Below are 20,297 nucleotides of genomic sequence, written 5' to 3'. Positions count from 1 at the left end.
AACCCCCCCGACGTCCCCTCGCCGACGCGACGGGACGCGAGCCTGTGCTTTGCAGCGTAAAGCAAGAGGCGGTCGGCCGTCAAGCTGCCGGTGAACTTTCGACGGCGAACCGGGCCGGCGCCGCGTCTAGGACCTTCCCCGGCACGGATTTCGGGAGTGTCATCGGGGCGGCGATCGGTTAGAATCCCCGGGGTTCGGGGCTGTCGGTTTGGACGAAGCATGGTCGAGCGGAGGAAGCGTTTACGTCCGTCATGGACACGTCACATTTTTTCATCATCTCCGGCTTGATCCTGATCAACGCCTATTTCGTCGCCGCCGAGTTCGCTCTGGTCAAGGTCCGGACCAGCCAGATCGAGCAACTCGCGGAGCAGGGCAACTGGGCTGCGAAGCTCACCAGCAAGGCCCTGGACAAGCTCGACCTCTATCTCTCAGCCTCCCAGATCGGCATCACGGTCGCGAGCCTGGCGCTCGGGCGGGCGATCGAGGTCTGGGTCGACCCCGTGGTCGCGAACGCGCTCAGCCTGATCGGCGTGGGGCACGCGCGGGTCGCCGTCTGGGGGATCTCGATCGGTCTCGTGCCGATCGCCTCGCTGAGCCTGGTGACGTTCTTGCACATGGCGCTCGGCGAGCAGGCCCCCAAGAGCCTGGCGATCCGCGCGTCGAAGATCGTGGCGCTCATCACCGCACCGCCGCTGGTTCTGCTGGCCTACGTTTTCTGGCCGGTCATCTGGCTCTTGAACACCGCGAGCAATCTGACGCTCGTGCTGGTGGGGCTCGGATCGACCAACGCCGAAGAGGTGTCGCACACGGAAGAGGAACTCAAGCACATCCTCGCCGAGAGCGTCGAAGGGGGACACCTCTCCCGCAGCGAACGGATCATGATCGAGAACGTCCTGAATCTCGAAGAGAAGACCGCGCGACGGGTGATGATCCCTCGGCCCGACATCGTCTATCTCAGCCTGGCCCGGCCGCTCGAAGAGAACCTCCGGCTGGCGCGTCAGGCCGGCCATACGCGGTTTCCGCTCTGCGAGGACGATCTGACGTCGGTCATCGGCATGATCCACGTCAAGGACGTCTTCCGCAGCGGCAACGGCCACAACGGCCGGATCGACCTCCGCCAGCTCGCCCGCAAGGCGCCGTACCTGCCGGTCACGCTGCGTCTCGACCAGCTCTTGCTGGAATTCCAGCGCAATCGCGTCCACCTCGCCATGCTGCTCGACGAGTACGGCAGCGTCGTCGGCATGGTGACGCTCGAAAACGTGCTCGAAGAGCTGGTCGGGCCGATCCAGGACGAGTTCGACCGCGAGACGCCCGACGTCACGCCGCTGGGCGACGGCGTCTTCGAGGTCGAAGCGTCGTGCCCGCTCGACCGACTGGCCGAGACCGTCGGCCTCGAAATCCCCGAGACCGACGCCGAGACGACCGGCGGGCTGATCCTCGACCTCCTCGGCCGGCTCGCCCACCCCGGCGACTACGTCGACCTGAGCGGCCACCGGCTCACCGTCGTCCGGGCCGATCCCACCCGCGTCCGCAAGATCCGCATCGAACCGCTCAAGCCCGACGAGGCGTCGTTCGAACGACGATCCGCCGAGAACCCTTGAGCGATCGCCCGTGCCGCGCGGGCCCGCATCGGCTATAATCGAGCCGTAGCGACTCGCGGGATTCCCGGTCAGCCTTCCGGCTCGCCGTAACGAGCCTTCCCCCCACCCGGCCGACGCGGGTCCGTTCGAGGCCGTCGCATAATGCGCGTTTCTTTGTTCATTACATGCTTTAATGATACGTTGTTCCCCGGCACGGGCAAGGCCGTCGTGAGCCTGCTCGATCGGCTCGGCTGCACGGTCGACTTCCCGATGGACCAGACGTGTTGCGGTCAGATGCACTACAACACGGGTTACCATCGTGAAGCGATCCCGCTGATCCGCCATTTCGTCGAGGTCTTCGGCGATTCCGAGGCCGTCGTGTCGCCGTCGGCCTCGTGCGTCAGCATGGTTCACGAGGTCTACCCCAAGGTCGCGGCCGAACTCGGCGACGAGAAGCTTCAGCGCGACGTCGCCGCCCTGATTCCGCGCGTGTTCGAGCTGACGACGTTCCTGGTGCATAAGCTGAAGATCGATGACGTCGGCGCGTACTTCCCGCACCGGGTGACGTTCCATCCGACCTGCCACTCGCTGCGGATGCTCCGGATCGGCGACGCGCCGCAACGGCTGCTCCGCAAGGTGCGGGGGATCGACCTGGTCGAGCTTCCGAGCGCCGAGGAGTGTTGCGGGTTCGGCGGCACGTTCGCCGTCAAGAACGCCGACACGTCGATCGCGATGCTCTCCGACAAGATCCGCTGCGTGCTCGACACCGGCGCCGAATACTGCGCGTCGGCCGACAACTCGTGCCTCATGCACATCGGCGGCGGCCTGCACCGCCAGCGCGCCGGGGTCAACCCGATCCACATCGCCGAGATCCTGGCCACGACGGAGCAGGGGATGGAAGGCGACGGCATCGCGGCAGCGGCGGCGACCGCCGAAAGGACCGAACGCTCATGAATCGGCGCTTCCCCACCACCAACGCCGAACTGATGTCGCGCGACGTCGACCCGCTGCCGACGCACGGGCCGGCCTTTCCGTTCCAGGACGCCGCGCGGCTGTCGCTGGGCGACGTCCAGCTTCGCCACAACATGGGCAAGGCCACGACGACCATCCGCGCCAAGCGGGCCAAGGCCGTCGAGGAGATGCCCGACTGGGAAGCCCTCCGCGAAGCCGGCCGGGCGATCAAGGAGCGCACGCTCCGCCATCTCGACCACTACCTCGTCGAGCTGGAAAAGGCCGTCACGCGGGCCGGCGGACACGTCCACTGGGCGGCCGACGCCGCCGAGGCGAACCAGATCATCACCGGCCTCGTCAAGGGCCACGGCGCGAACGAGGTGGTCAAGATCAAGTCGCTGACGACCGACGAGCTGGGCCTCAACGAGGCGCTCGCGGAAGTCGGCGTGACCGCTTATGAGACCGACCTCGCCGAGCTGATCATTCAGCTCGCCGGCGAGCGGTCGTCGCACATCCTCGTCCCTGCCATCCACAAGAACCGGGCCGAGATCCGCGAGCTGTTCCGCCGCCGGCTCGAAAACACCGAGGGCCTGACCGACGAGCCCCGCGACCTCGCCGCCGCCGCCCGGACGCACTTGCGGAAGAAGTTCCTGAACGTCCCGGTCGCGATCAGCGGGGCGAACTTCGGCGTCGCCGAGAGCGGCACGATCTGCATCGTCGAGTCGGAAGGCAACGGCCGGATGTGCCTGACCCTCCCACGCGTCTTGATCTCCGTCATGGGGATCGAGAAGCTCGTGCCGACCTGGCAAGACCTGGAAGTCTATCTCCAGACCCTGCCGCGCTCGAGCACCGCCGAGCGGATGAACCCGTACACGTCGTTCTGGACGGGCGTCGCCCCCGATGGCGACGGCCCCGACGAGTTCCACCTGGTCCTCCTGGACAACGGCCGGACCCAGGTGCTGGCCGACCAGGTCGGCCGTCAGGCGCTCTACTGCATCCGCTGCTCGGCCTGCCTCAACATCTGCCCGGTCTACGAACGGACGGGCGGCCATGCATACAACTCAGTTTATCCCGGACCGATCGGCGCCATCCTGACGCCCCAGCTCGTGGGCGTCCATAACGCCGGCTCGCTGCCGTACGCCTCGTCGCTCTGCGGCGCGTGTTACGACGTCTGCCCGGTGAAGATCAATATCCCGGAAGTCCTCGTCCACCTGCGCGGCGAGGTCGTCAGGCATAAACAAGAGTCGATGAGCGGCCGGCTCGCCCCCGAGGCGATGGCGATGAAGACGCTCGGCAAGGTTTTCGCATCGCCCAAGCGCTACGAGCGGATGCAGAAGCTCGGGCGGTTCGGCCAGCGGCTGATGGTGAAGCACGGGATGATCGAGAGCCTGCCGGGATACCTCGGCGGCTGGACGGCCGTCCGCGACGTCTACCCCGTGGCCCAGCAGACCTTCCGCGAATGGTGGCGCGATCGCAAGCCCGAACCCAAGCTTCCCCCGCGCGAGGAGACCCGTCCGTGAGCCAGTCGCGAGAAACCATCCTCGGCCGCATTCGCACGGCCCTGAAGGACGTTCCCACCGCCGAGAAACCCGAAGACGTGAAGGTCGAGCGGTCGTACCTCACGATCGACCCGTCGCCGCGCGCCGCGATGATCCACCAGTTCATCGAACGCGTGGGCGAATACCGGGCAAAGGTGAAGACGACGACCGCCGACGACCTGCCGCGCGCCATCGCCGAATCGTGCGCCGCGCAGGGGATTCAAAAGCTCGTGATCCCGGCCGACCTCCCCGAAGGTTGGGTGCCGGCCGGCTTGACGCTCGTCCGCGAGCCGGGCCTGACCATCGACCAGCTCGAACACAGCGACGGCGTCCTGACCGCCTGCGCCCTGGGGATCGCCCAGACGGGGACCGTCGTCCTCGACAGCGGCCCCGGCCAGGGCCGCCGCGCGATCACGCTCCTGCCCGACTACCACCTCTGTGTGATCTTCGAGCACCAGGTCGTCGGCCTCGTCCCCGAAGCGGTCGCCAAACTTCAAGCCGCCGCCGCGTCCCCCGATCGCCCGATCACGTTCATCTCGGGACCGTCGGCCACCTCCGATATCGAACTCAACCGCGTCGAAGGCGTCCACGGCCCGCGCACTCTTGAGGTAATCGTGGTGATGTCGCAAGAGCATGATCCAGATTAGGCGGAGCCTGCCCGCCATGCGAACGACATGGGTACGAATGCATTTCCGGCATGAGGCCGTGTACCCATCCTGTCGTCTTTTCTGGTTTTGAGCCGTTGCGATGCGCCCCCTTGCAGCTGCATAATAGCATCCAAGGGCCGTGTCACTCTCAACCCGTGGCGGATTGTTTAAATCCTTGCAGAGTTCGAAGCGATGATACGCGGCGTAGTGCCACACCAGTCCTTGGCGATGCAGACTTAACGTGCCTGTAAATTCGGACCGTGCCGCAGTCACTTACTCAGAGGTGCAGAGCGATGGCCGACGTGCTAGTTCCACGATCATTCCCGGTTCTGCCGGTTAAACATTGGTGGATCCTACGGGATAGATTTCGCAGATCCATCCCAGGGACCGTTAGCGCAAACTATCTATCGACCGTGCTGGCGATGACTGAACAATCAGCTCAGGCCAATATCATTCCGAGTCTCCGAACGACTGGGCTGATTGATGAAAGCGGAAAACCAACCGATTTGGCGAGGAAGTGGCGGGACGACGCGCAATATACTCAGGTTTGCAAAATCATACTTGATCGCGTGTATCCCGAAGAACTACGTGACATTGGATCTGATGAGAATGTGGATCGCGTTCAGATCGGAAGGTGGTTTGCCAACCACACGGGAGGAGGGGAGGCACTGATTCGCAAATACTCCGCATTCTACATCACGCTCTGTGAGGCGGACTTGAGCAAGGGCAAAGCAAGCGACAACAACAAAGAACAATCTACCAAGACGACGAAAAACGGGGCACTTAAGAAAAACACAACTGGCAAAGCAGGCGTGAAAGACCACCAACCCGACACGGAGACAGCTCGGGAGGCTCACGTCAATACTCTCACCGAACAGAAGCCCCGGCACTCCCGTCAGCCCGACATTCACTTGAACATTCAGGTTCACATCTCATCCGATGCCACTCCCGATCAGATTGACCAGATCTTCTCTAGCATGGCCAAGCATCTATACAATAGGGGCGATGTAAGTGAACGCGGATAATCTCCAAAGCGCCCTCGGACTTGCCAGAAAACTTCAAGAGGCCGCACCGAAAGAGTGGATCCCACCCTCCGAGGGCTGTCCGCCCAAGAGTGAGATGGTCGTTTTCCACGCATTGGTAAAAAACTCCAGAGCCTATATTGAAAAAATCGTCTACCAAATCAATGGCTGTTACGAAAATGGATGGTACGATTCTTGCGCAGTGATGATAAGAAGACTCCTTGAGACCCTTATTATCGAGGCATTCGAAGCTCACTCCATCGCACAGAAAATCAAGAATCCACAAGGCGATTTCCTTTACTTACGTGATTTAATTTCAATAGCCCTCTCCGAGCCCTCCTGGAATCTGGGCCGAAACACGAAGAGAGCTTTGCCGAAACTGAAGGACATTGGTGATAAATCAGCCCACAACCGAAGGTTCATTGCTGTACGCGGAGACATTGACGAGATCAGGCACGATCTAAGAACTGCTGTACAAGAGCTTATGCTGCTATCAAAACTCAAATGATGATGGCTTGGCGGGTGCTGCAGTGGACTTTCTCTATCATTCCGCCACAACATCCTTTTGGCATATCTGCCATCGGAGCTCGACTGACCTAAGCATATGCCATCAACGAAAGCGATACGGAGGCTGACTCTACGTGAAATCTTGAGCATTCGGTCAACCGGACTCAAGTCAATGAGTTAAGGTCCTGTAGCTCGAGTAGGACAAACGATTACCTGGATATCTATATTTAACGGCGGCGGACGACGCTTTCTTGTCCGCCGCCGTTCACGATGGTCGGAACTTCCTCAGCCCTTGGCGATCGAGCCGGAGCCGTCGGGGACGGCGTCGGAGGTGTAGTCGAACCACTTGGGGTCGAACTCGATCCGGCGGTTTTCGTGCATGGCGATGTTGGTGGTCAGCGCGATGACGGCGTCGGCGAGGGCGACTTCGCCGCGGCAGCGCGGCTGGTGGTCCTTGTCGGCGTGGTAGTTGGACGCGTCGCCGTGGCGGATGCAGTAGGCGAAGTGCTCCAGCTCCTCGCGATAACCGCGCGAGGGGTCGGCGGTCGCCAGGGCGCCGATGGCCGTCGCGGCGCTCGGGCCGGCGGTGCTGGGGCTGGTTTCGAGCACCGGCTTCTTGTTCTGCGTGTCGACCGTCACGCTCGTCGTTCGCGAGGCGAACGCCGCGCCGGCTTCCTTGTAGAGAAGAATCTCCTTCTCCGTGGCGACGATCATCGTCCCCTTCGAGCCCATGACCATCTCGCCGTAGCCGTCGAACGCGTTCGTGTTGATCGACGAGTAGGTGACGACGATCTTGTCCTTCTCGGTCTGGCCGGGGAACTCGAAGATCGTGAAGACGTGGTCGTCAGCCTCGCGACCGTCCTTGTAGAAGTACGTGCCGCCGACGCCGGTGACGGCTAGCGGGTGCTGCTTGCCGAGGAAGATCGAGCAGGCGTCGAGCTGGTGGCTCCCCAGTTCGGCCATGATGCCGGCCCCGGTGCGCTTGTAGAGCCGCCAGTTGATCAGCTCGTCCAGGCTCTTGTAGCCGTACGCCGCGTAGTCGATCCCCGTGTCCTTATCGGGATACTGGCGCTTCCAGCTATCGCGATAGACGAGGTTCCCCTTCTCGTCGTGGACGTACTGGGGAAGCCCGGTCGCCGGATCGTAGAGGGGCTGGCCGTCCTTGTCCTTGGCCACGAGCGGCTGGGCGTTGTTGCGGTGCCAGAGGGCGCGGATGTGGCGGACGTCGCCGAGCACGCCGCTGGAGAGCAGGAAGTTGGCGTTGTCGTACAGGGCCGAGTAATGGCGCTGGTGGCCGACGGCCAGCAGCTTGTTGGTCTCGCGGGCGACCCGGCACATCTCCTTGCACTCGGCCACCGAGTGCGCCATCAGCTTCTCGGTGAAGACGTGCTTGCCGGCCTTCATCGCCTCGATGGCGACCGGCGCGTGCAGCCACAAGGGGAGGGCGATGACGACCACCTCGACCTCAGGGTCCTTGTACATCTCCTCCTTGGACTTGTACTGCTTGAGCTTGCGGACGTCGGCCTCGGAGTACTGCTTGTGGTTCGTGAACTCCTTGACCGCGCGTTCCTGCTGGGTCGGCCGGATGTCGCAGAAGCCGACGAAGTTCATGTAGTCGCGGTTGTGGAACCGGATCATCGCCTGGCAGCCTTCGTCGCCGGTGCCGATGATCGCCGCCTTGACCGGCGGCTTCTCGCCAAGGCCCTTGTAGCCGAAGTAGTAGCCGGCGATCGCCGGGGTCGCGGACGCCGCGATCAGCCAGTCGCGTCGCGAGACGCCAAGAGCCCGGTCCGCGTTCTCTCGGCCCATCAGGCGCTGTTCGGGGGTCAGATTGGTCATCCGTCGCTCCTTGTATGGAAAAGTCGGGGTCGACTCGAGAATTCGAACCGGGTTCAGACCGTTAGAACGTCGCGCTTCGTCTTGGTCGACGAGGCCGCGTCAGCGTCGTCGATGAGCCCGAATCGGCGGGCCAGCCGACGGCGACGGCGGGCGCCGAAGAACAGGGCGTCGAGACCGAACCAGTGGCCCGAAGCCGTCGACGCGATCAACAGGCAGGCGATCAGCTCGATCAGGTTCTTGTTGACGATCCAGTAGTGCCCCTCGGCCTTGGGGTTGGGAGGCGTACCCGGCCAGGGGGGCATCGACAGGTAAATCATCGCCAGGAACGCCGCGGCGCAGAGCGACGAGAACGGCGTGAACAATCCCAGGATCAGACAGGCGCCCATCAGGATCAGGCCGTACATCGTCAGCGAATTGGCGAAATCCAGCGTGGTCGACGGGGGATGGTACGTGGCGCGACGGACGCGCCAGGCGTCGAAGTCGTCGTCAAGGCCCAGCGGCGCGAGGGCGCTCTTGATGAAGCCGTAATCGAATCGCGACAGCAGAGCGTTCTTCTGTTCGGCCGTGGCGATCCCGACGACCCACTCTTCGAGCTGCTTGCCCCGGGCGACGAGCGGCCCAGTGACCGTCCTGCGGTCGACGTCGACCGTGCGGCGTCCTTCCCAGGCGCGCTCGCGCTCGAACGACATCGCCTTGGGATTGCGCTCGACCGCCTGGACGGCGGCCAGGTCGCGGTAGTATTTCCGCCGCAGCTCGTCGTTGTCGTGGTTGTTGAACCAGTAGTCGGCCCAGGTCTCGCTCTCTTCGAGGAGCTTCTTGGCCCGGATCTCCTGCTCCTCGTCGAAGTCGTAATGACGGCCGATCCGCTCGACCTCGGCCGCCCACCCGGCCTTGAGGCGGTCCGGATCGAGCAAGGCCAGGCCGTTGACGTCGGGCAGCATGCCCCGGAAATAGGGAGCGAACGGCCCGTTCGCATTTCGCAGATAGATCTCGGCCGAAAACGGCTGCGTGCCGTGGAGCGTCGAGTCGTACTTTTCAAGCCCCTCGGTGAGGAAGTGCCAGCCGATGGCGATGCGAAGCAAGACCAGGAAGAGGGCCCCGAGAAACCCAGGGTAATAGGGACGGAAGGCGTTCAGCGGAGGGCTCCTTTCTTCTGGCGGCGGGAGCGACGCCTCACGGCGTCGAACGTCGGTCGCGATTCGACCGGATGGCGGGTCTTCATCGGTTGGTCATGATCCATCCAATTTAACCACAAGTTACGCGGGCGTGAAATCGTCTTCATTGAGTCCGAAGGCCATGACGCGGCACGACCGATCGGCGTCCCCCTCCTCGACGATCACGACGCCGATCTCCGGACGCCGCGCGGCCAGCTCGCGAGCCGCCTCGGCGCCAAGCAGGAACAGGGCCGTCGAGAGCGCATCGGCCTCGGCCGACGTGGGCGCCAGCACCGTCACGCTGGCCGGGCCGTCGGCCGGCTCGCCGGTCCGCGGATCGAGGATGTGGCCATACGACCGGCCGTCGACCTCGAACCGCTGGAACGCCCCGCCCGACGTGCCGAGCGCCCGGTTCCGGAGCCGGAGCACCCCCAGCGGACTGTCGGGGACGAACGGGTTTCGCAAGGCGATCTCCCAACGCCCCGCGAACCGTCCCGGGGGTGAGCCGAGGGCGAACACGCTCGACTGGCCGCCGTGAACCAGGGCCGACGTCGGGAACCAGTGCGCCCGGATCACGTCGACCGCGCGGTCGATCGCGTATCCCTTGCCGATGCTCCCCAGGTTGATTCGCAGCCCCGGCGCGTCGAACGCGACCGTGCGGGCGTTTCGGTCGAGCCGCAACTGCCGCCAGCCGGTCCTCGACCGCGCCTCGGCCAGAACTTCGGGAGTCGGCACGCGTTTCGGCCCTCGGACGAACCCCCAGGCTTCCGACAACGCCCCGGACGTCACGTCGTACGCCCCTCCGGTCGACCGGCTCAGCTCGCATGCTTGCTCAAGCAGCGCGAACAGCCCCGGCTCGACGGCCAACGGCCCCAGGTGGGCGGTCTGATTCAGCCGGCTGACCTCGGAATCTTCGGAATACACCGTGAGCTGGGCTTCCAGCCGGTCGACGAGATCGAGCGCGCGTGTGGCCAGCTCGACCGCGCCAGGCGTCTTCGCGCCGAGGCGGATCTCGAAGTACGAGCCCATGCCCGGGCGATGAACGCGCACCAGATCCGGCAGGCCCGAGGCACCCTCGCCGCCGCCGAGCCCGGCCGCCGGCTGCGATATCGCCGCGCCCATCCGCCGAAGCCGCAGAAGATCGCGACGGTTCACGCCGCTGCGAGGTGCTTTCACAACGAGGCCTTCATGACGATTGTTGGCGAGACAAAAGGCGGAACAAGACGCAAGGGAGACGCGCCACCCTGAATATATCGGATTTTCAGTCGACTCGAATAGCCGTCAAGGCGCGGGAAAGCCATCCCCGGACGCCGTTCGGGTAGGTCGGGCGATCGGATCGGCCGCCTTCGACCTTCGGCCCGCGTTCTATGCTTCGAAACGAAGGGCCGCATCAAACGATCGACCAATCTCTTCCTCACGGTACGTCATGCCGCATCGCATGGTTCAAGGCAGACGGCTGGTTCCGGGACCGAGCGACGTGGTGTTCGCGATGGTTTTGGTTCTCGTCCTGGCGGGTGGACGCCACGCCCTGTTTAACGACCCGGGGACGTACTGGCATCTGAGGCTGGGCCGCGACATCCTGGCGACGGCCTCGGCCCCGCGCTGCGACGCGCTGACGTTCACACGATCTCAAGAGCCCTGGGTCGACCAATCGTGGGGTTTCGACGTCCTGCTGGCAGTCGTCGTCGATCACGCCGGCTGGTCGTGCGCGGCGGCCCTCACGGCGCTCGGGCTGGCCTGGGTGTACGCCTCGCTGACGCGCGATCTGATCCAGGGCGGAGCGTCGGCGGTCGCGGCCGTCGTCGTCGCGCTGCTCTCGGCCGCGATCGGCTGCATCCATTTCTTGATCCGCCCCCACGTCTTCACGCTTGCGTTCGTCTACCTGACATTCCGGCTCTGCCGTAAACAGTACGAACAGGGGGGCTGGGCGATCGCGTGGGTTCCGGTGCTCACGGCGGTCCTGGCCAACCTGCACGGTGGATTCGTCGCCCTGCCGCTGATCGTCGCCTGCGCGGGGGTCGGACGCGCTGTGTCGGGCGGAGGAGCGAGCCGCGCGACCGTTGGGGGGTACGCGCTGGCGTTCGCGGCGTGTTGCCTGGCCTCGCTCGTGAATCCTTACGGCCTTGATCTTCATCGGCACGTCGCCAGGCTTCTCTTCACGAGCGGCGTCACGGGCCTGATCGACGAGTACAAATCCGCGCCGTTCGGTCAGCCGGAGGCGCGGGTCCTGGAGATGGCGGTCCTTGCGCTCATCGCCCTGCCCGCGCTCTCGAATCGGAAGATCGACCGCTACAGTCTCGTCCACGTCCTGGTCTGGCTGCACCTGGCGTTGACTTCGATCCGCAATGCGCCGTTCTTCGCGCTGGCCGTCGCCCCGGTCATGGCCGGCCTGCTCGACGGCCTCGCCACGTCGCTCAAGACCGACTGGACCGAACGACCCGGCCGGTCCGCCTGGCCATGGGCTTTAGCAGTCGGATTGCTCGTTTTAATCGCGGCGAGAATCCCGCTCGGTTCGCCCGACCCGACGAAATGGCCGCTGGATGCGGTCGCCGTCCTCGACGCGCAGGACGACCGCCAGCGGCTGTTTCATGAGCAAGATTGGGGAGGCTTGATCGCCTCGGAATGTAAAAACCGACGGCTCTCGTTCATCGACGACCGCTTCGAACTCTTCGGCGTGAAGGCCGTTCTGGAGTACGTCGCGGCCCTCGGCGGCGGTCCGGAATGGGACGCGATCCGGGACCGCGAACGCATCGACGTCGTCTGGATCAAGCCCGACCGGGGGCTCGCCCGGCGACTTCTGGACGACCCCGGATGGACCGTCGCGCATCGGGGCGCGGCGTCGATCGTGTTTCGACGCCGGGACGCCGGTGCCGTTCCCCGATCGCCGGGAGAGCGGCTCTCGGGTACAATTCCGATGAGTCACGAGCCATGAGGCCCCAGCTTCGTAACGGTTGTCGATCGAGGAGGCCAGGCCATGAGCAGCGCGCGCTCGCGGACGGCGGTCATCTATCCTGATTGTGATGGCAAGCCCATAGCAGAGAACACGTTACAGTTTGAGTGGATCGTCACGATCAAGGGCAACCTCGACCTGTTGTTCCGCGACCGCCCCGACGTGTTCATCGCCGGCGACTTGCTCTGGTATCCGGTCGAAGGGTCCCCCAAAATCTGCACCGCGCCCGACGCGATGGTCGCCTTCGGCCGTCCCAAGGGGCACCGTCCGTCCTACAAACAGTGGGAAGAGGGGGGCGTCGCTCCCCAGGTCGTCTTCGAAGTCCTGTCGCATCGCAACCGCCCCCCGGAGATGCGTGCCAAGCTGGCGTTCTATGAGCGTCACGGCGTCCAGGAATACCTCATCTACGATCCCCAGACCGACGGATTGCGGGGCTATCAACGGATCAACGACGAACTCGTCGAGATCCCCGACATGAGAGACTGGACCAGCCCGCTTCTTGGAATCCGGTTCGATTGCTCGGAGAGCCCCATGCGGATTCTCTACCCGGACGGCTCGCCGTTCCTCACCCTCGACGAGATCGCCGCGCAGCGAGACGCCTTCGCCCGTGAGCGCGACGCCGCCGAGCGGAAACGCATCGCGGCCGAGCGAGAACTCAATGCCGCCGAGCAGGAACGCAACACCGCGATCCAGGAACGCGATCAGATCGCCCGCGAGCTGGAGAGCGAGCGAGAGCAGGCCGCGCGGATGGCAGCGAAGCTGCGCGAGATGGGGATCGACATCTGAACGGAGGAAATGACGGGTCCGCCGACGAACGAGCCGGCGACGGACCTGGATGAGGCTCAATCGACGGCTGGATCAGCCGCCGTTGCCGAGGTTCTCGAAGAGGTACAGCCCGCTCTTGCCGGGGCAGACCAGGTCGAGGTCGCCGTCGCCGTCGATATCGATGGCGGTCAGTTGCAGGCCGGTGCCGGCCGTGCCGGCGGGGAAGTCCTTGAGGGCCAGGCGGTCGGCGGCCTTCTCGGGGGCGTTCTTGGCGGGTTCGCCCTGGAAGATGACGTGCTTCTTCCAGGCTTTCGACTGGGGATCGAAGCGATACCAGGCGACCAGCGAACCGTCGGTCGCGCCTGGCTCGATCTCATGGGCATAGACCCGCTTGCCGCTGACCAGCTCGTCGGCCTTGCCGTCGCCATCGAGATCGGCCCAGAGCAGGGCGTGAACGGAAGCGACTCCCGTATCGATCGGCTGCTTGACCCAGATCGGCTTGCCGTCGGGCCCCTTGGACTGCTTGGCCCAGAACAACCCGAAGTCGTGCCCCATGCCGTAGACGAGATCGGAAAGGCCGTCGCCGTCGACGTCACGGGCGAGGATCTGGATGCCGGTCGCGCCCAGGTTCCAGTCGGGGTGCCAGGTCCAGGTGTCGTGCGACGGGTCGGAGGGGGCCTCGAACCATCCCTTGGGGGTGAGCAGGTCGGTGCGGCCGTCGCCGTTGACGTCTCCCGAGCCGACGCCGTGGCCGGCGGCCTGGGTGCCGAAGTCGTGCTTCTTGAGGTCGAAACCCTTCCCGTCCGCCTTCTTCGCCACCTCGTACCAGGCCACGACGTTGGTCGGGTTCGGCAGCACGTCGGGAATGCCGTCGCCGGTGAGATCGACGGTCGTTGCGGCCTCGCTGGTGCCCGGCTTGTCGATCTCGTGATACGTCCACTCGACGTCGGCCTTGCCCGGGTTCTCGACCCAGCCGATGTTCTGGCCGAAGTACGAGACCGTCACGATGTCGGTCTTGCCGTCGCCGTTGACGTCGAGCGGGATGGTGGCGAAATCGTTGTAGTACGTCCCCTGACGCACGACGTCGCGGATGTGGTGCGGCTTCCAGTCCGGGGCCTGATACCAGGCGCCGCCGGAGACGATGTCGAGCTTGCCGTCGCCGTCGACGTCAAAGACCCCGGCCGCCTCGAATTCGCTCTTGCCGTTGATCGTGTGCTGCTTCCACTTGGGCTCCCCGGCCGACGAGGCCGGCGCCAGCCACAACAGCCCGGCGCACAACGCCGAGGCGATCGAAAGACGATGCATGCAATTTCTCCATGGGAGGAAGAGGCGGGAATCCTGACGATCAAACGGCGGGCAAGATCCAGGGCTTGCGGTATTCCTTGGTCAAGTACTGGTTGGCGTCGGCGTGGTTGGTGATCCTCTCGGCCTTGGCGTCCCACGCCAGCTTCTCGCCGGTCAAAAGCGAGATGTTGCCGAGTTCGCCGACGCTGCTGAGGCGATGGCCGTACTCGAAGTTGCACGAGCACGTCCCGCGCGACTTGATCGCGTTCAGCCACTCGCGATGATGACCGACCGAGCGAGCCAGGGTCTTGGGCGGCTCTACGATCGACTTGCCCTTGGCCGGGATGATCTTGTAGCTGTTGTAGGTCGCGATCAGGGTCGCCTCGGTCCCCTGAAACATGATGCCCTGGCCCAGGCCTTCAAGGCCGTGGGCGTTGGCGTCGGTCTGGCTCCAGACCATCAGGAACTTGTCGTCCCCCTTCTCGTATTCGTAGACGACTTCGAGCGTGTCGGGCGTCTCGTTGTTGTCGTCGAGGGCGTAATGGCCGCCCGTCGCCGAGATGGTCTTCGGGGCGTCGACTTCCATCGCCCAGTGGACGAGGTCGACGATGTGGCAGCAGAAGTCGGTCAGGACGCCGCCGCCGTAGTCCCAGTACCACCGCCAGTTGAACGTGAATCGTTGGGGATTGAAGGGACGCTCGGGGGCGGGGCCGAGCCAGAAGTTGTAATCGAGGCCCGCGGGGACCGACGCGTCGGCCGGCCGGCCCAGGCCGGAGCGGTCGGCGGCCATCCAGACGCGCGTCTTGGTGATCTTGCCGAGCACGCCGGAGCGGACGATCTCGACCACCCGGTGGTAGTTTTCACCCGCGTGGATCAGGTTTCCCATCTGGGTGACGCGCTTGGCCTTCTCGGCGGCCGTCACGACCGCGCGTCCCTCGGCCACGCGATGCGTCAGCGGCTTCTCGCAATAGACGTCCTTGCCGGCCTGACAGGCCAGGATCGTCGGGATCGCGTGCCAGTGGTCGGGCGTGGCGATCACGACCGCGTCGATGTCCTTGCGGTCCAGGACCTTGCGGAAGTCGCCGTACGTGTCCGGCTTCCCCGCCGCTTCCGACTTGGCGCGAAGGACGTGCGGCTCGTAGACGTCGCAAACCGCGGCGACCCGGACGTCGGGCATCGCCTTGAAGATGTTCAGCAGGCCGGTCCCCATCCCGCCGACGCCGATGAAGCCCAGCGTGATCGACTCGTTCGGAGAGCCGCTCGGCTTGGCCGGCGCGGAATCGTCACCTCTCGCCCACGCCCGAGGTCCCACCGCGGCAGATGCCGCCCCCGCGGCCGAAGCAGCCAGCAACTCTCGCCTCGTCCATTGCCCCGTCATCCGTTCTCCTCCCGATAAGGCGGTTCGCCCTGGCGATCCGAAAATTCAACGATCGTTCAACCTGCTTGGTAACAGACACGCGGGCGAATCTCAAGAACCAGGCGGCCAGGAGCCCATGAACGCGTGTCGGTCAGAAATACCGGGGCACGCCCGGATCGACCTCGATCGACCAGGCGTCGATGCCTCCCCCGAGGTTCACGATCGGCCCAAGCCCCTGCGCGGCGAGCCAGCGGGCGACGGCCATGGAGCGGACGCCGTGATGGCAGTAGACCACCAGGGGGCCGTGCGCGAGCGCCTCGCGGATCTCGTCGAGCCGGGTGGAGACTTCGCGCATCGGCACGAACAGATCGACGACGCCCTCGGGGACGGGGATGGACGCGAACGCCCGCTCGGCCGGCTCGCGGACGTCCAGCAACGCCACCGGCGCGCCGGCGGCGAGCTGGTCGCGGATCGCTCGCGCGGCCAGCTCGCTGGGGTTTTCGATGGGTTGACTTTCGCTCGACATCGTCGGCCGACCTCCGCGGTTCGACACGTTCAGCCCACGACGAACTGCGAGTGCAGGAACGGCAGGTCCAGCTCGGGATAGACCGGAAACAAGCCCAGGAGCTTCTCGACGCGGTCGTGGGCCTTCTTTTCAACGGCCGGATCGAGCGTGTACTTGGTCTTGTCCTTGCCGCCCGACTTCGACACGCCCGGAGTGATGTGGGTCAACACCTCATGGACGACCTCGGCGATCTCGGTCATCTCGGCGGCGCCCATGCCGAGAGTCGTCACAGCCGGGGTGCCGAACCGCAGGCCGCTCGTGTACCACGCGCCGTTGGGGTCGAAGGGGATCGGGTTGCGGTTGAGCGTGATCCCACACCGCCGGACGGCGTCCTCGGCCTGCCGGCCGGTGATTCCGAGGGCTGAGGCCACGTCGACCAGCACCAGGTGGTTGTCGGTGCCGCCGGAGATCACCTTGAGGCCGACCTTCACGAACGCCTCGGCGAGCGCCCGGGAGTTCTCGACGATCTTGTGGGCGTAGGTCGAAAACTCCGGCCGAAGCGCCTCGGTGAAGGCGACCGCCTTGGCGGCCATCACGTGGGGCAGGGGGCCGCCCAGGACCATCGGGCAGCCTCGGTCGACGTGCTCGGCGAACTCCTTCTTGCAGAGGACCAGCCCCCCGCGTGGGCCTCGCAACGTCTTGTGAGTCGTCGTGGTCACCACGTCGGCGTAGCCGAGCGGATTCTCTTCGCCCTTGAGCACCTTGCCGGCGACCAGCCCGGCGAAGTGGGCCATGTCGACCATCAAAACCGCGCCCACCTTGTCGGCGATCTCGCGCATCCGGCGGTAGTTGATGTTCCGGGGATAGGCGCTGAAGCCGGCCAGGAGGATCAGCGGCTTGACCTCGACGGCCTGGCGCTCGATGGCGTCGTAGTCGAGCAGGAAGGTCTCGCGGTCGACCGTGTAGCCGTGCGCCTCGAACATCTTGCCTGACGCGTTGAGCCGGTAGCCGTGCGTCAGGTGGCCGCCCGACGACAGATCCATGCCGAGCAGCCGCTGGTTGCCCAGGGCGTGGCGGACCTCGTTCCACTTCTCGATCGGCATCGAGGTCCAGTCGGCCGGGGCCAGAGCGTCGGGGCCTTCGACGCCCTTGAGCTTGACCATCATCGGAACTTCGACCTTGGCGCGAAGGATTGCCCAGAAAGCGACGAGGTTGGCGTCGGCGCCGCTATGGGCCTGGGCGTAGGCATGCTCGGCACCGAACAACTCGCGAGCCCGGGAGTTGGCCAGGTCTTCGATCGTGTCGACGTTGTCGCAGCCGGCGTAGAAGCGGCGGTGAGGGATGCCCTCGGCGTATTTGTCGGTCAGCAGGTTGCCCATCGCGCACTGCGCGGCCAGCGACGAGTAGTTCTCGCTGGCGATCAGCTTGATGTTGCTGCGTTGGTCGGCAAGTTCCTGGACGATCGCCCTGGCGACTTCGGGTGAAACCCGGGCCACGGTCTCAAGGTTCGCCAGGTAAGCGAGGAAGGCCGAGTCGACGTCGGTGGTCGACTTGCTCGCCAGATAGTTCCGGATCAAAGAGGGTTGCATGTCGTGCCCTGAGCTTGTGCCGTGGCGTCGGAGTCCAGCGGCCTCGGACTGTCGCGGGGGTCCGGGGCGGCTATAATCGTGATTTCAGAGCCAGGATTGTAAGGGTTTGGACTCGATCCGCTCAAGAGCACGCAGCCGGGTCCCGAGCCCGCGAGTCCCCTCCACCCCCGCCGCCTCGCACCACGAAAGGTCATGTGATGGCACTGCAAATCGAGCCCGGGAAGACGCGTATCGGCTGGATCGGAACCGGGGTCATGGGCTCGTCGATGTGCGGCCACCTGATCGCCGCCGGCTATCAAGCGACCGTCTACAACCGCACGCGTTCAAAGACCGACGCCGTGGCCGCCAAGGGGGCCAAGGTCGCGTCGTCCCCCCGCGAGGTCGCCGAGGCGTCGGACGTCGTCTTCACAATCGTCGGCTACCCGCGCGACGTCCGCGAAGTCGTCCTGGGCGAGCAGGGGACCCTGGCGGGCGTGAAAGCCGGCGCGGTCCTCGTCGACATGACGACCAGCGAGCCGGCGCTGGCGGTCGAGATCGCCGAGCGCGCCAAGGCCAAGGGGGTCCACTCCGTCGACGCCCCCGTCTCCGGCGGCGACGTCGGGGCCAAGGAGGCCCGGCTCTCGATCATGATCGGCGGCGAGCCGGAGGTCGTCGACGCGCTCAGGCCTCTGTTCGATGCGATGGGCAAGACGATCGTCCGCCAGGGGGGGCCCGGAGCGGGCCAGCATACGAAGATGGTCAACCAGGTGCTGATCGCCGCCAACATGATCGGCGTCTGCGAAGCCCTGCTCTACGGCTACAAGGCGGGCCTGGACCTGGAAACCGTGATGCAGAGCGTCGCCAGCGGCGCGGCGGGTTCGTGGAGCCTCAGCAACCTCGGCCCCCGGATGATCGCCGACAACTTCGAGCCCGGCTTCTTCGTCGAGCACTTCCTCAAGGATATGGGCATCGCCCTGGCCGAGTCGCGACGGATGAACCTGGCGCTGCCCGGACTGGCCCTCGCCGAACAGCTCTACCGGGCCGTCGCCGCCCAGGGCTACGACCGCAAGGGAACCCACGCCCTCCTGCTCGCCCTGGCGAGCCTCTCGAACATCGACTGGAAGAACCGCAAAAACGCCTGACGACCGCCGCGAGGACCTATATGGGACCGAGGCCGTCATGCAACCCGTCAGGAAACCGCGCGGACATCCTTCTCGTCCGCGCGTTCTCCTGGAGGATTCTCAAGCCAGGCTTGACGAAGGCGAAGCGGCGATGGCCAGGTCGGCGGGGAGTCGTTCGTCGGCCCGGAGCTTGAGCACGGCGAGGTGCAGCCAGGCGAGGCTGAACGCGGTCACGGCCAGGAGGGCGATGAACGCCGATTGCGGGGTGCCGGTGCGACGGCCGATTTCACCGAAAAGCGGGGGTAGGACGAATCCGCCGAGAGCGCCGATCGCGCCGACGAGGCCGCCCACGGCGCCGACGTCGTCGGGGTAGTAGTTGGGAATGTATTTGAAGACCGACGCCTTGCCGATCCCCATCCCGGCCCCCACCACGACCATCAAGACCGTGAACCAGACCGCGTTCAGGTCAAGGATCGAAGCGGGAAGGCAGAGCGGAATCAGGGCGGCGATCATCACCATGAAGACGGCGTAGGTGACCGTCCGGGGTCCGAACCGATCCGAGAGGTAGCCGCCGACCGGTCGCAGCAGGCTCGCCGGGAAGATGTAGAGAGCCGTCAACAGCGCGGCCGTGCGGAGGTCGACGCCGTACTTGGTCTTATAATAGTTGGGCAGCCAGGCCGAGAGGGCGACGTACGCGCCGAAGACCACCACGTAATACAGGCTGAACCGCCAGACCTGCGTGAACCGCAACGGGGCGAGCAACTCGGCGAGCGTGCGGCCGCGTCCCGGCCGATGGTCGGGTCGGGGACAGACCAGCGCGACGAGCACGGCCGTCGCCAGCAAGACGACCGAATAGATCGTCGGCACCAGCCGCCATCCGCCCGGGATCAGGCCCCCCAAGAAGCCGCCGATCGGGACCAGGGTCAGGATCGCGGGGACCAGGATCACCAGCATCTTCGTACCGGCGGCGCCCACGTTTCCCGCGCCGAAGACCCCCAGGGCCAATCCCTGGCGACCGGCGGGGAACCACGCCGAGTTCCACGAGATCCCGACCGTGAACGCATTGCCGGCCAGGCCGAACAACGCGGCGCAGGCCATCAACTCGCCGTAGCTGTGGGCGCGCCCGAGCAGGTACGTCGGAACCGCGCAGAAGGCCAGAAGGGCGATCATCACGAGCCGGCCGCCGTACTTGTCGGCCCAGATGCCGAAGGCGAGTCGCGGCAGCGAGCCGGCCAATATCGCGACGGCCAGCAGCCATTCGAATCGGGCCTCGACGGCGGGTTTGATCTGGTCGGCCGTCATCGTCGCGGCGACGGGCCCCAGCATCAGGGCGGCGTCCTTCTTGATCTCCAGGCCGAGCACCCCCAGCATCAGCCAGACGGCGAACAGCGAGGTGAAGGCCCAGGTCGACGCCCAGAGGACCCGCATGCGAGGTCCGGCGAGATCCGAATCGGGACGCGGGGATGGGGAGTCGATCATTTCCACCTCGTTGGCTTGGCGAGACGTTCA

Annotated in this window: 17 protein-coding genes; 9 read left to right on the top strand and 8 right to left on the bottom strand. The window is 65.3% G+C overall.

Features of this window, described 5'->3' with window-relative positions:
- Window positions 1-251 precede the first annotated feature (251 nt).
- From BSF38_RS05260 to BSF38_RS05235, 6 genes are all read left to right on the top strand, one after another.
- Window positions 252-1,601: a hemolysin family protein gene (locus BSF38_RS05260; RefSeq protein ID WP_076343776.1), complete on the top strand. Its 1,350-nt coding sequence runs from the start codon at window positions 252-254 to the stop codon at window positions 1,599-1,601.
- A gap of 141 nt (window positions 1,602-1,742) precedes the next feature.
- A complete protein-coding gene (locus BSF38_RS05255; protein WP_083712709.1) occupies window positions 1,743-2,534 on the top strand; it encodes a (Fe-S)-binding protein in 792 nt (263 codons plus the stop codon).
- 32 nt (window positions 2,535-2,566) lie between these two features.
- Entirely contained in the window at window positions 2,567-4,051 is a 1,485-nt protein-coding gene (locus tag BSF38_RS05250; protein ID WP_083713756.1) for a LutB/LldF family L-lactate oxidation iron-sulfur protein, read from the top strand.
- Window positions 4,048-4,716, top strand: coding sequence for a LutC/YkgG family protein (locus BSF38_RS05245; RefSeq protein WP_076343774.1), 669 nt, complete (start codon window positions 4,048-4,050; stop codon window positions 4,714-4,716). The genes BSF38_RS05250 and BSF38_RS05245 overlap by 4 nt, the downstream gene beginning before the upstream one ends.
- Window positions 4,717-5,009: 293 nt before the next feature.
- Complete coding sequence (locus BSF38_RS05240; RefSeq protein WP_168189313.1) at window positions 5,010-5,741, top strand: DUF5343 domain-containing protein; 732 nt, start codon at window positions 5,010-5,012, stop codon at window positions 5,739-5,741.
- On the top strand, window positions 5,728-6,246 hold the full coding sequence (locus BSF38_RS05235; protein WP_076343772.1) for a hypothetical protein: 519 nt from the start codon (window positions 5,728-5,730) through the stop codon (window positions 6,244-6,246). Before BSF38_RS05240 ends, BSF38_RS05235 begins: the two co-directional genes overlap by 14 nt.
- A 284-nt stretch (window positions 6,247-6,530) precedes the next feature.
- On the opposite strand, the gene BSF38_RS05230 is transcribed toward BSF38_RS05235, so the two are convergent.
- From BSF38_RS05230 to BSF38_RS05220, 3 genes are all read right to left on the bottom strand, one after another.
- A complete protein-coding gene (locus BSF38_RS05230) occupies window positions 6,531-8,084 on the bottom strand; it encodes a Gfo/Idh/MocA family protein (RefSeq protein ID WP_076343771.1) in 1,554 nt (517 codons plus the stop codon).
- Window positions 8,085-8,137: 53 nt separating this feature from the next.
- Window positions 8,138-9,166 (bottom strand): DoxX family protein, encoded by a 1,029-nt coding sequence (locus BSF38_RS05225; protein WP_076343770.1) that lies wholly within the window; start codon window positions 9,164-9,166, stop codon window positions 8,138-8,140.
- Between the two features lie 174 nt (window positions 9,167-9,340).
- Window positions 9,341-10,414 (bottom strand): FAD:protein FMN transferase, encoded by a 1,074-nt coding sequence (locus BSF38_RS05220; protein ID WP_076343769.1) that lies wholly within the window; start codon window positions 10,412-10,414, stop codon window positions 9,341-9,343.
- Window positions 10,415-10,727: 313 nt separating this feature from the next.
- Here BSF38_RS05220 and BSF38_RS05215 point away from each other — a divergent pair, with 313 nt between their 5' ends.
- Both BSF38_RS05215 and BSF38_RS05210 read left to right on the top strand, forming a co-directional pair.
- The gene (locus tag BSF38_RS05215) at window positions 10,728-12,170 is read left to right on the top strand and encodes a hypothetical protein (RefSeq protein WP_168189312.1); all 1,443 of its coding nucleotides are present in this window, start codon (window positions 10,728-10,730) and stop codon (window positions 12,168-12,170) included.
- Window positions 12,171-12,212: 42 nt separating this feature from the next.
- Window positions 12,213-12,974 carry a Uma2 family endonuclease gene (locus BSF38_RS05210; RefSeq protein ID WP_076343767.1) on the top strand — a complete coding sequence of 254 codons (762 nt, stop codon included), beginning with the start codon at window positions 12,213-12,215 and terminating at the stop codon, window positions 12,972-12,974.
- Between the two features lie 72 nt (window positions 12,975-13,046).
- On the opposite strand, the gene BSF38_RS05205 is transcribed toward BSF38_RS05210, so the two are convergent.
- The 4 genes from BSF38_RS05205 to BSF38_RS05190 form a co-directional block, all read right to left on the bottom strand.
- A complete protein-coding gene (locus BSF38_RS05205; RefSeq protein WP_076343766.1) occupies window positions 13,047-14,258 on the bottom strand; it encodes an FG-GAP repeat domain-containing protein in 1,212 nt (403 codons plus the stop codon).
- Window positions 14,259-14,298: 40 nt separating this feature from the next.
- The gene (locus tag BSF38_RS05200; protein ID WP_076343765.1) at window positions 14,299-15,615 is read right to left on the bottom strand and encodes a Gfo/Idh/MocA family protein; all 1,317 of its coding nucleotides are present in this window, start codon (window positions 15,613-15,615) and stop codon (window positions 14,299-14,301) included.
- A 130-nt stretch (window positions 15,616-15,745) separates the two neighbouring features.
- A complete protein-coding gene (locus BSF38_RS05195; protein WP_076343764.1) occupies window positions 15,746-16,120 on the bottom strand; it encodes a rhodanese-like domain-containing protein in 375 nt (124 codons plus the stop codon).
- Between the two features lie 29 nt (window positions 16,121-16,149).
- Entirely contained in the window at window positions 16,150-17,688 is a 1,539-nt protein-coding gene (locus BSF38_RS05190; RefSeq protein ID WP_076343763.1) for a glycine hydroxymethyltransferase, read from the bottom strand.
- A 197-nt stretch (window positions 17,689-17,885) separates the two neighbouring features.
- Between BSF38_RS05190 and BSF38_RS05185 the strand changes: the two genes are divergently transcribed.
- Window positions 17,886-18,809, top strand: coding sequence for an NAD(P)-dependent oxidoreductase (locus tag BSF38_RS05185; protein ID WP_076343762.1), 924 nt, complete (start codon window positions 17,886-17,888; stop codon window positions 18,807-18,809).
- Between the two features lie 99 nt (window positions 18,810-18,908).
- Here BSF38_RS05185 and BSF38_RS05180 read toward each other — a convergent pair whose 3' ends face one another.
- Window positions 18,909-20,267: a nitrate/nitrite transporter gene (locus BSF38_RS05180; RefSeq protein ID WP_076343761.1), complete on the bottom strand. Its 1,359-nt coding sequence runs from the start codon at window positions 20,265-20,267 to the stop codon at window positions 18,909-18,911.
- Window positions 20,268-20,297 lie beyond the last annotated feature (30 nt).

The organism is Paludisphaera borealis (assembly GCF_001956985.1).
Classification (GTDB): Bacteria; Planctomycetota; Planctomycetia; order Isosphaerales; family Isosphaeraceae; genus Paludisphaera; species Paludisphaera borealis.
This window is presented reverse-complemented; position numbering and strand designations above follow the sequence as displayed.

Excerpts from the sequence above, each read along its gene's own strand:
- BSF38_RS05205 (WP_076343766.1), bottom strand. The coding sequence starts at position 14,258 with ATGCATCGTCTTTCGATCGCCTCGGCGTTGTGCGCCGGGCTGTTGTGG.
- BSF38_RS05230 (WP_076343771.1), bottom strand. The coding sequence starts at position 8,084 with ATGACCAATCTGACCCCCGAACAGCGCCTGATGGGCCGAGAGAACGCG.
- BSF38_RS05190 (WP_076343763.1), bottom strand. The coding sequence starts at position 17,688 with ATGCAACCCTCTTTGATCCGGAACTATCTGGCGAGCAAGTCGACCACC.
- BSF38_RS05240 (WP_168189313.1), top strand. The coding sequence starts at position 5,010 with ATGGCCGACGTGCTAGTTCCACGATCATTCCCGGTTCTGCCGGTTAAA.
- BSF38_RS05200 (WP_076343765.1), bottom strand. The coding sequence starts at position 15,615 with ATGACGGGGCAATGGACGAGGCGAGAGTTGCTGGCTGCTTCGGCCGCG.
- BSF38_RS05250 (WP_083713756.1), top strand. The coding sequence starts at position 2,567 with ATGTCGCGCGACGTCGACCCGCTGCCGACGCACGGGCCGGCCTTTCCG.
- BSF38_RS05215 (WP_168189312.1), top strand. The coding sequence starts at position 10,728 with ATGGTTTTGGTTCTCGTCCTGGCGGGTGGACGCCACGCCCTGTTTAAC.
- BSF38_RS05180 (WP_076343761.1), bottom strand. The coding sequence starts at position 20,267 with ATGATCGACTCCCCATCCCCGCGTCCCGATTCGGATCTCGCCGGACCT.
- BSF38_RS05260 (WP_076343776.1), top strand. The coding sequence starts at position 252 with ATGGACACGTCACATTTTTTCATCATCTCCGGCTTGATCCTGATCAAC.
- BSF38_RS05195 (WP_076343764.1), bottom strand. The coding sequence starts at position 16,120 with ATGTCGAGCGAAAGTCAACCCATCGAAAACCCCAGCGAGCTGGCCGCG.
- BSF38_RS05185 (WP_076343762.1), top strand. The coding sequence starts at position 17,886 with ATGGCACTGCAAATCGAGCCCGGGAAGACGCGTATCGGCTGGATCGGA.
- BSF38_RS05255 (WP_083712709.1), top strand. The coding sequence starts at position 1,743 with ATGCGCGTTTCTTTGTTCATTACATGCTTTAATGATACGTTGTTCCCC.
- BSF38_RS05210 (WP_076343767.1), top strand. The coding sequence starts at position 12,213 with ATGAGCAGCGCGCGCTCGCGGACGGCGGTCATCTATCCTGATTGTGAT.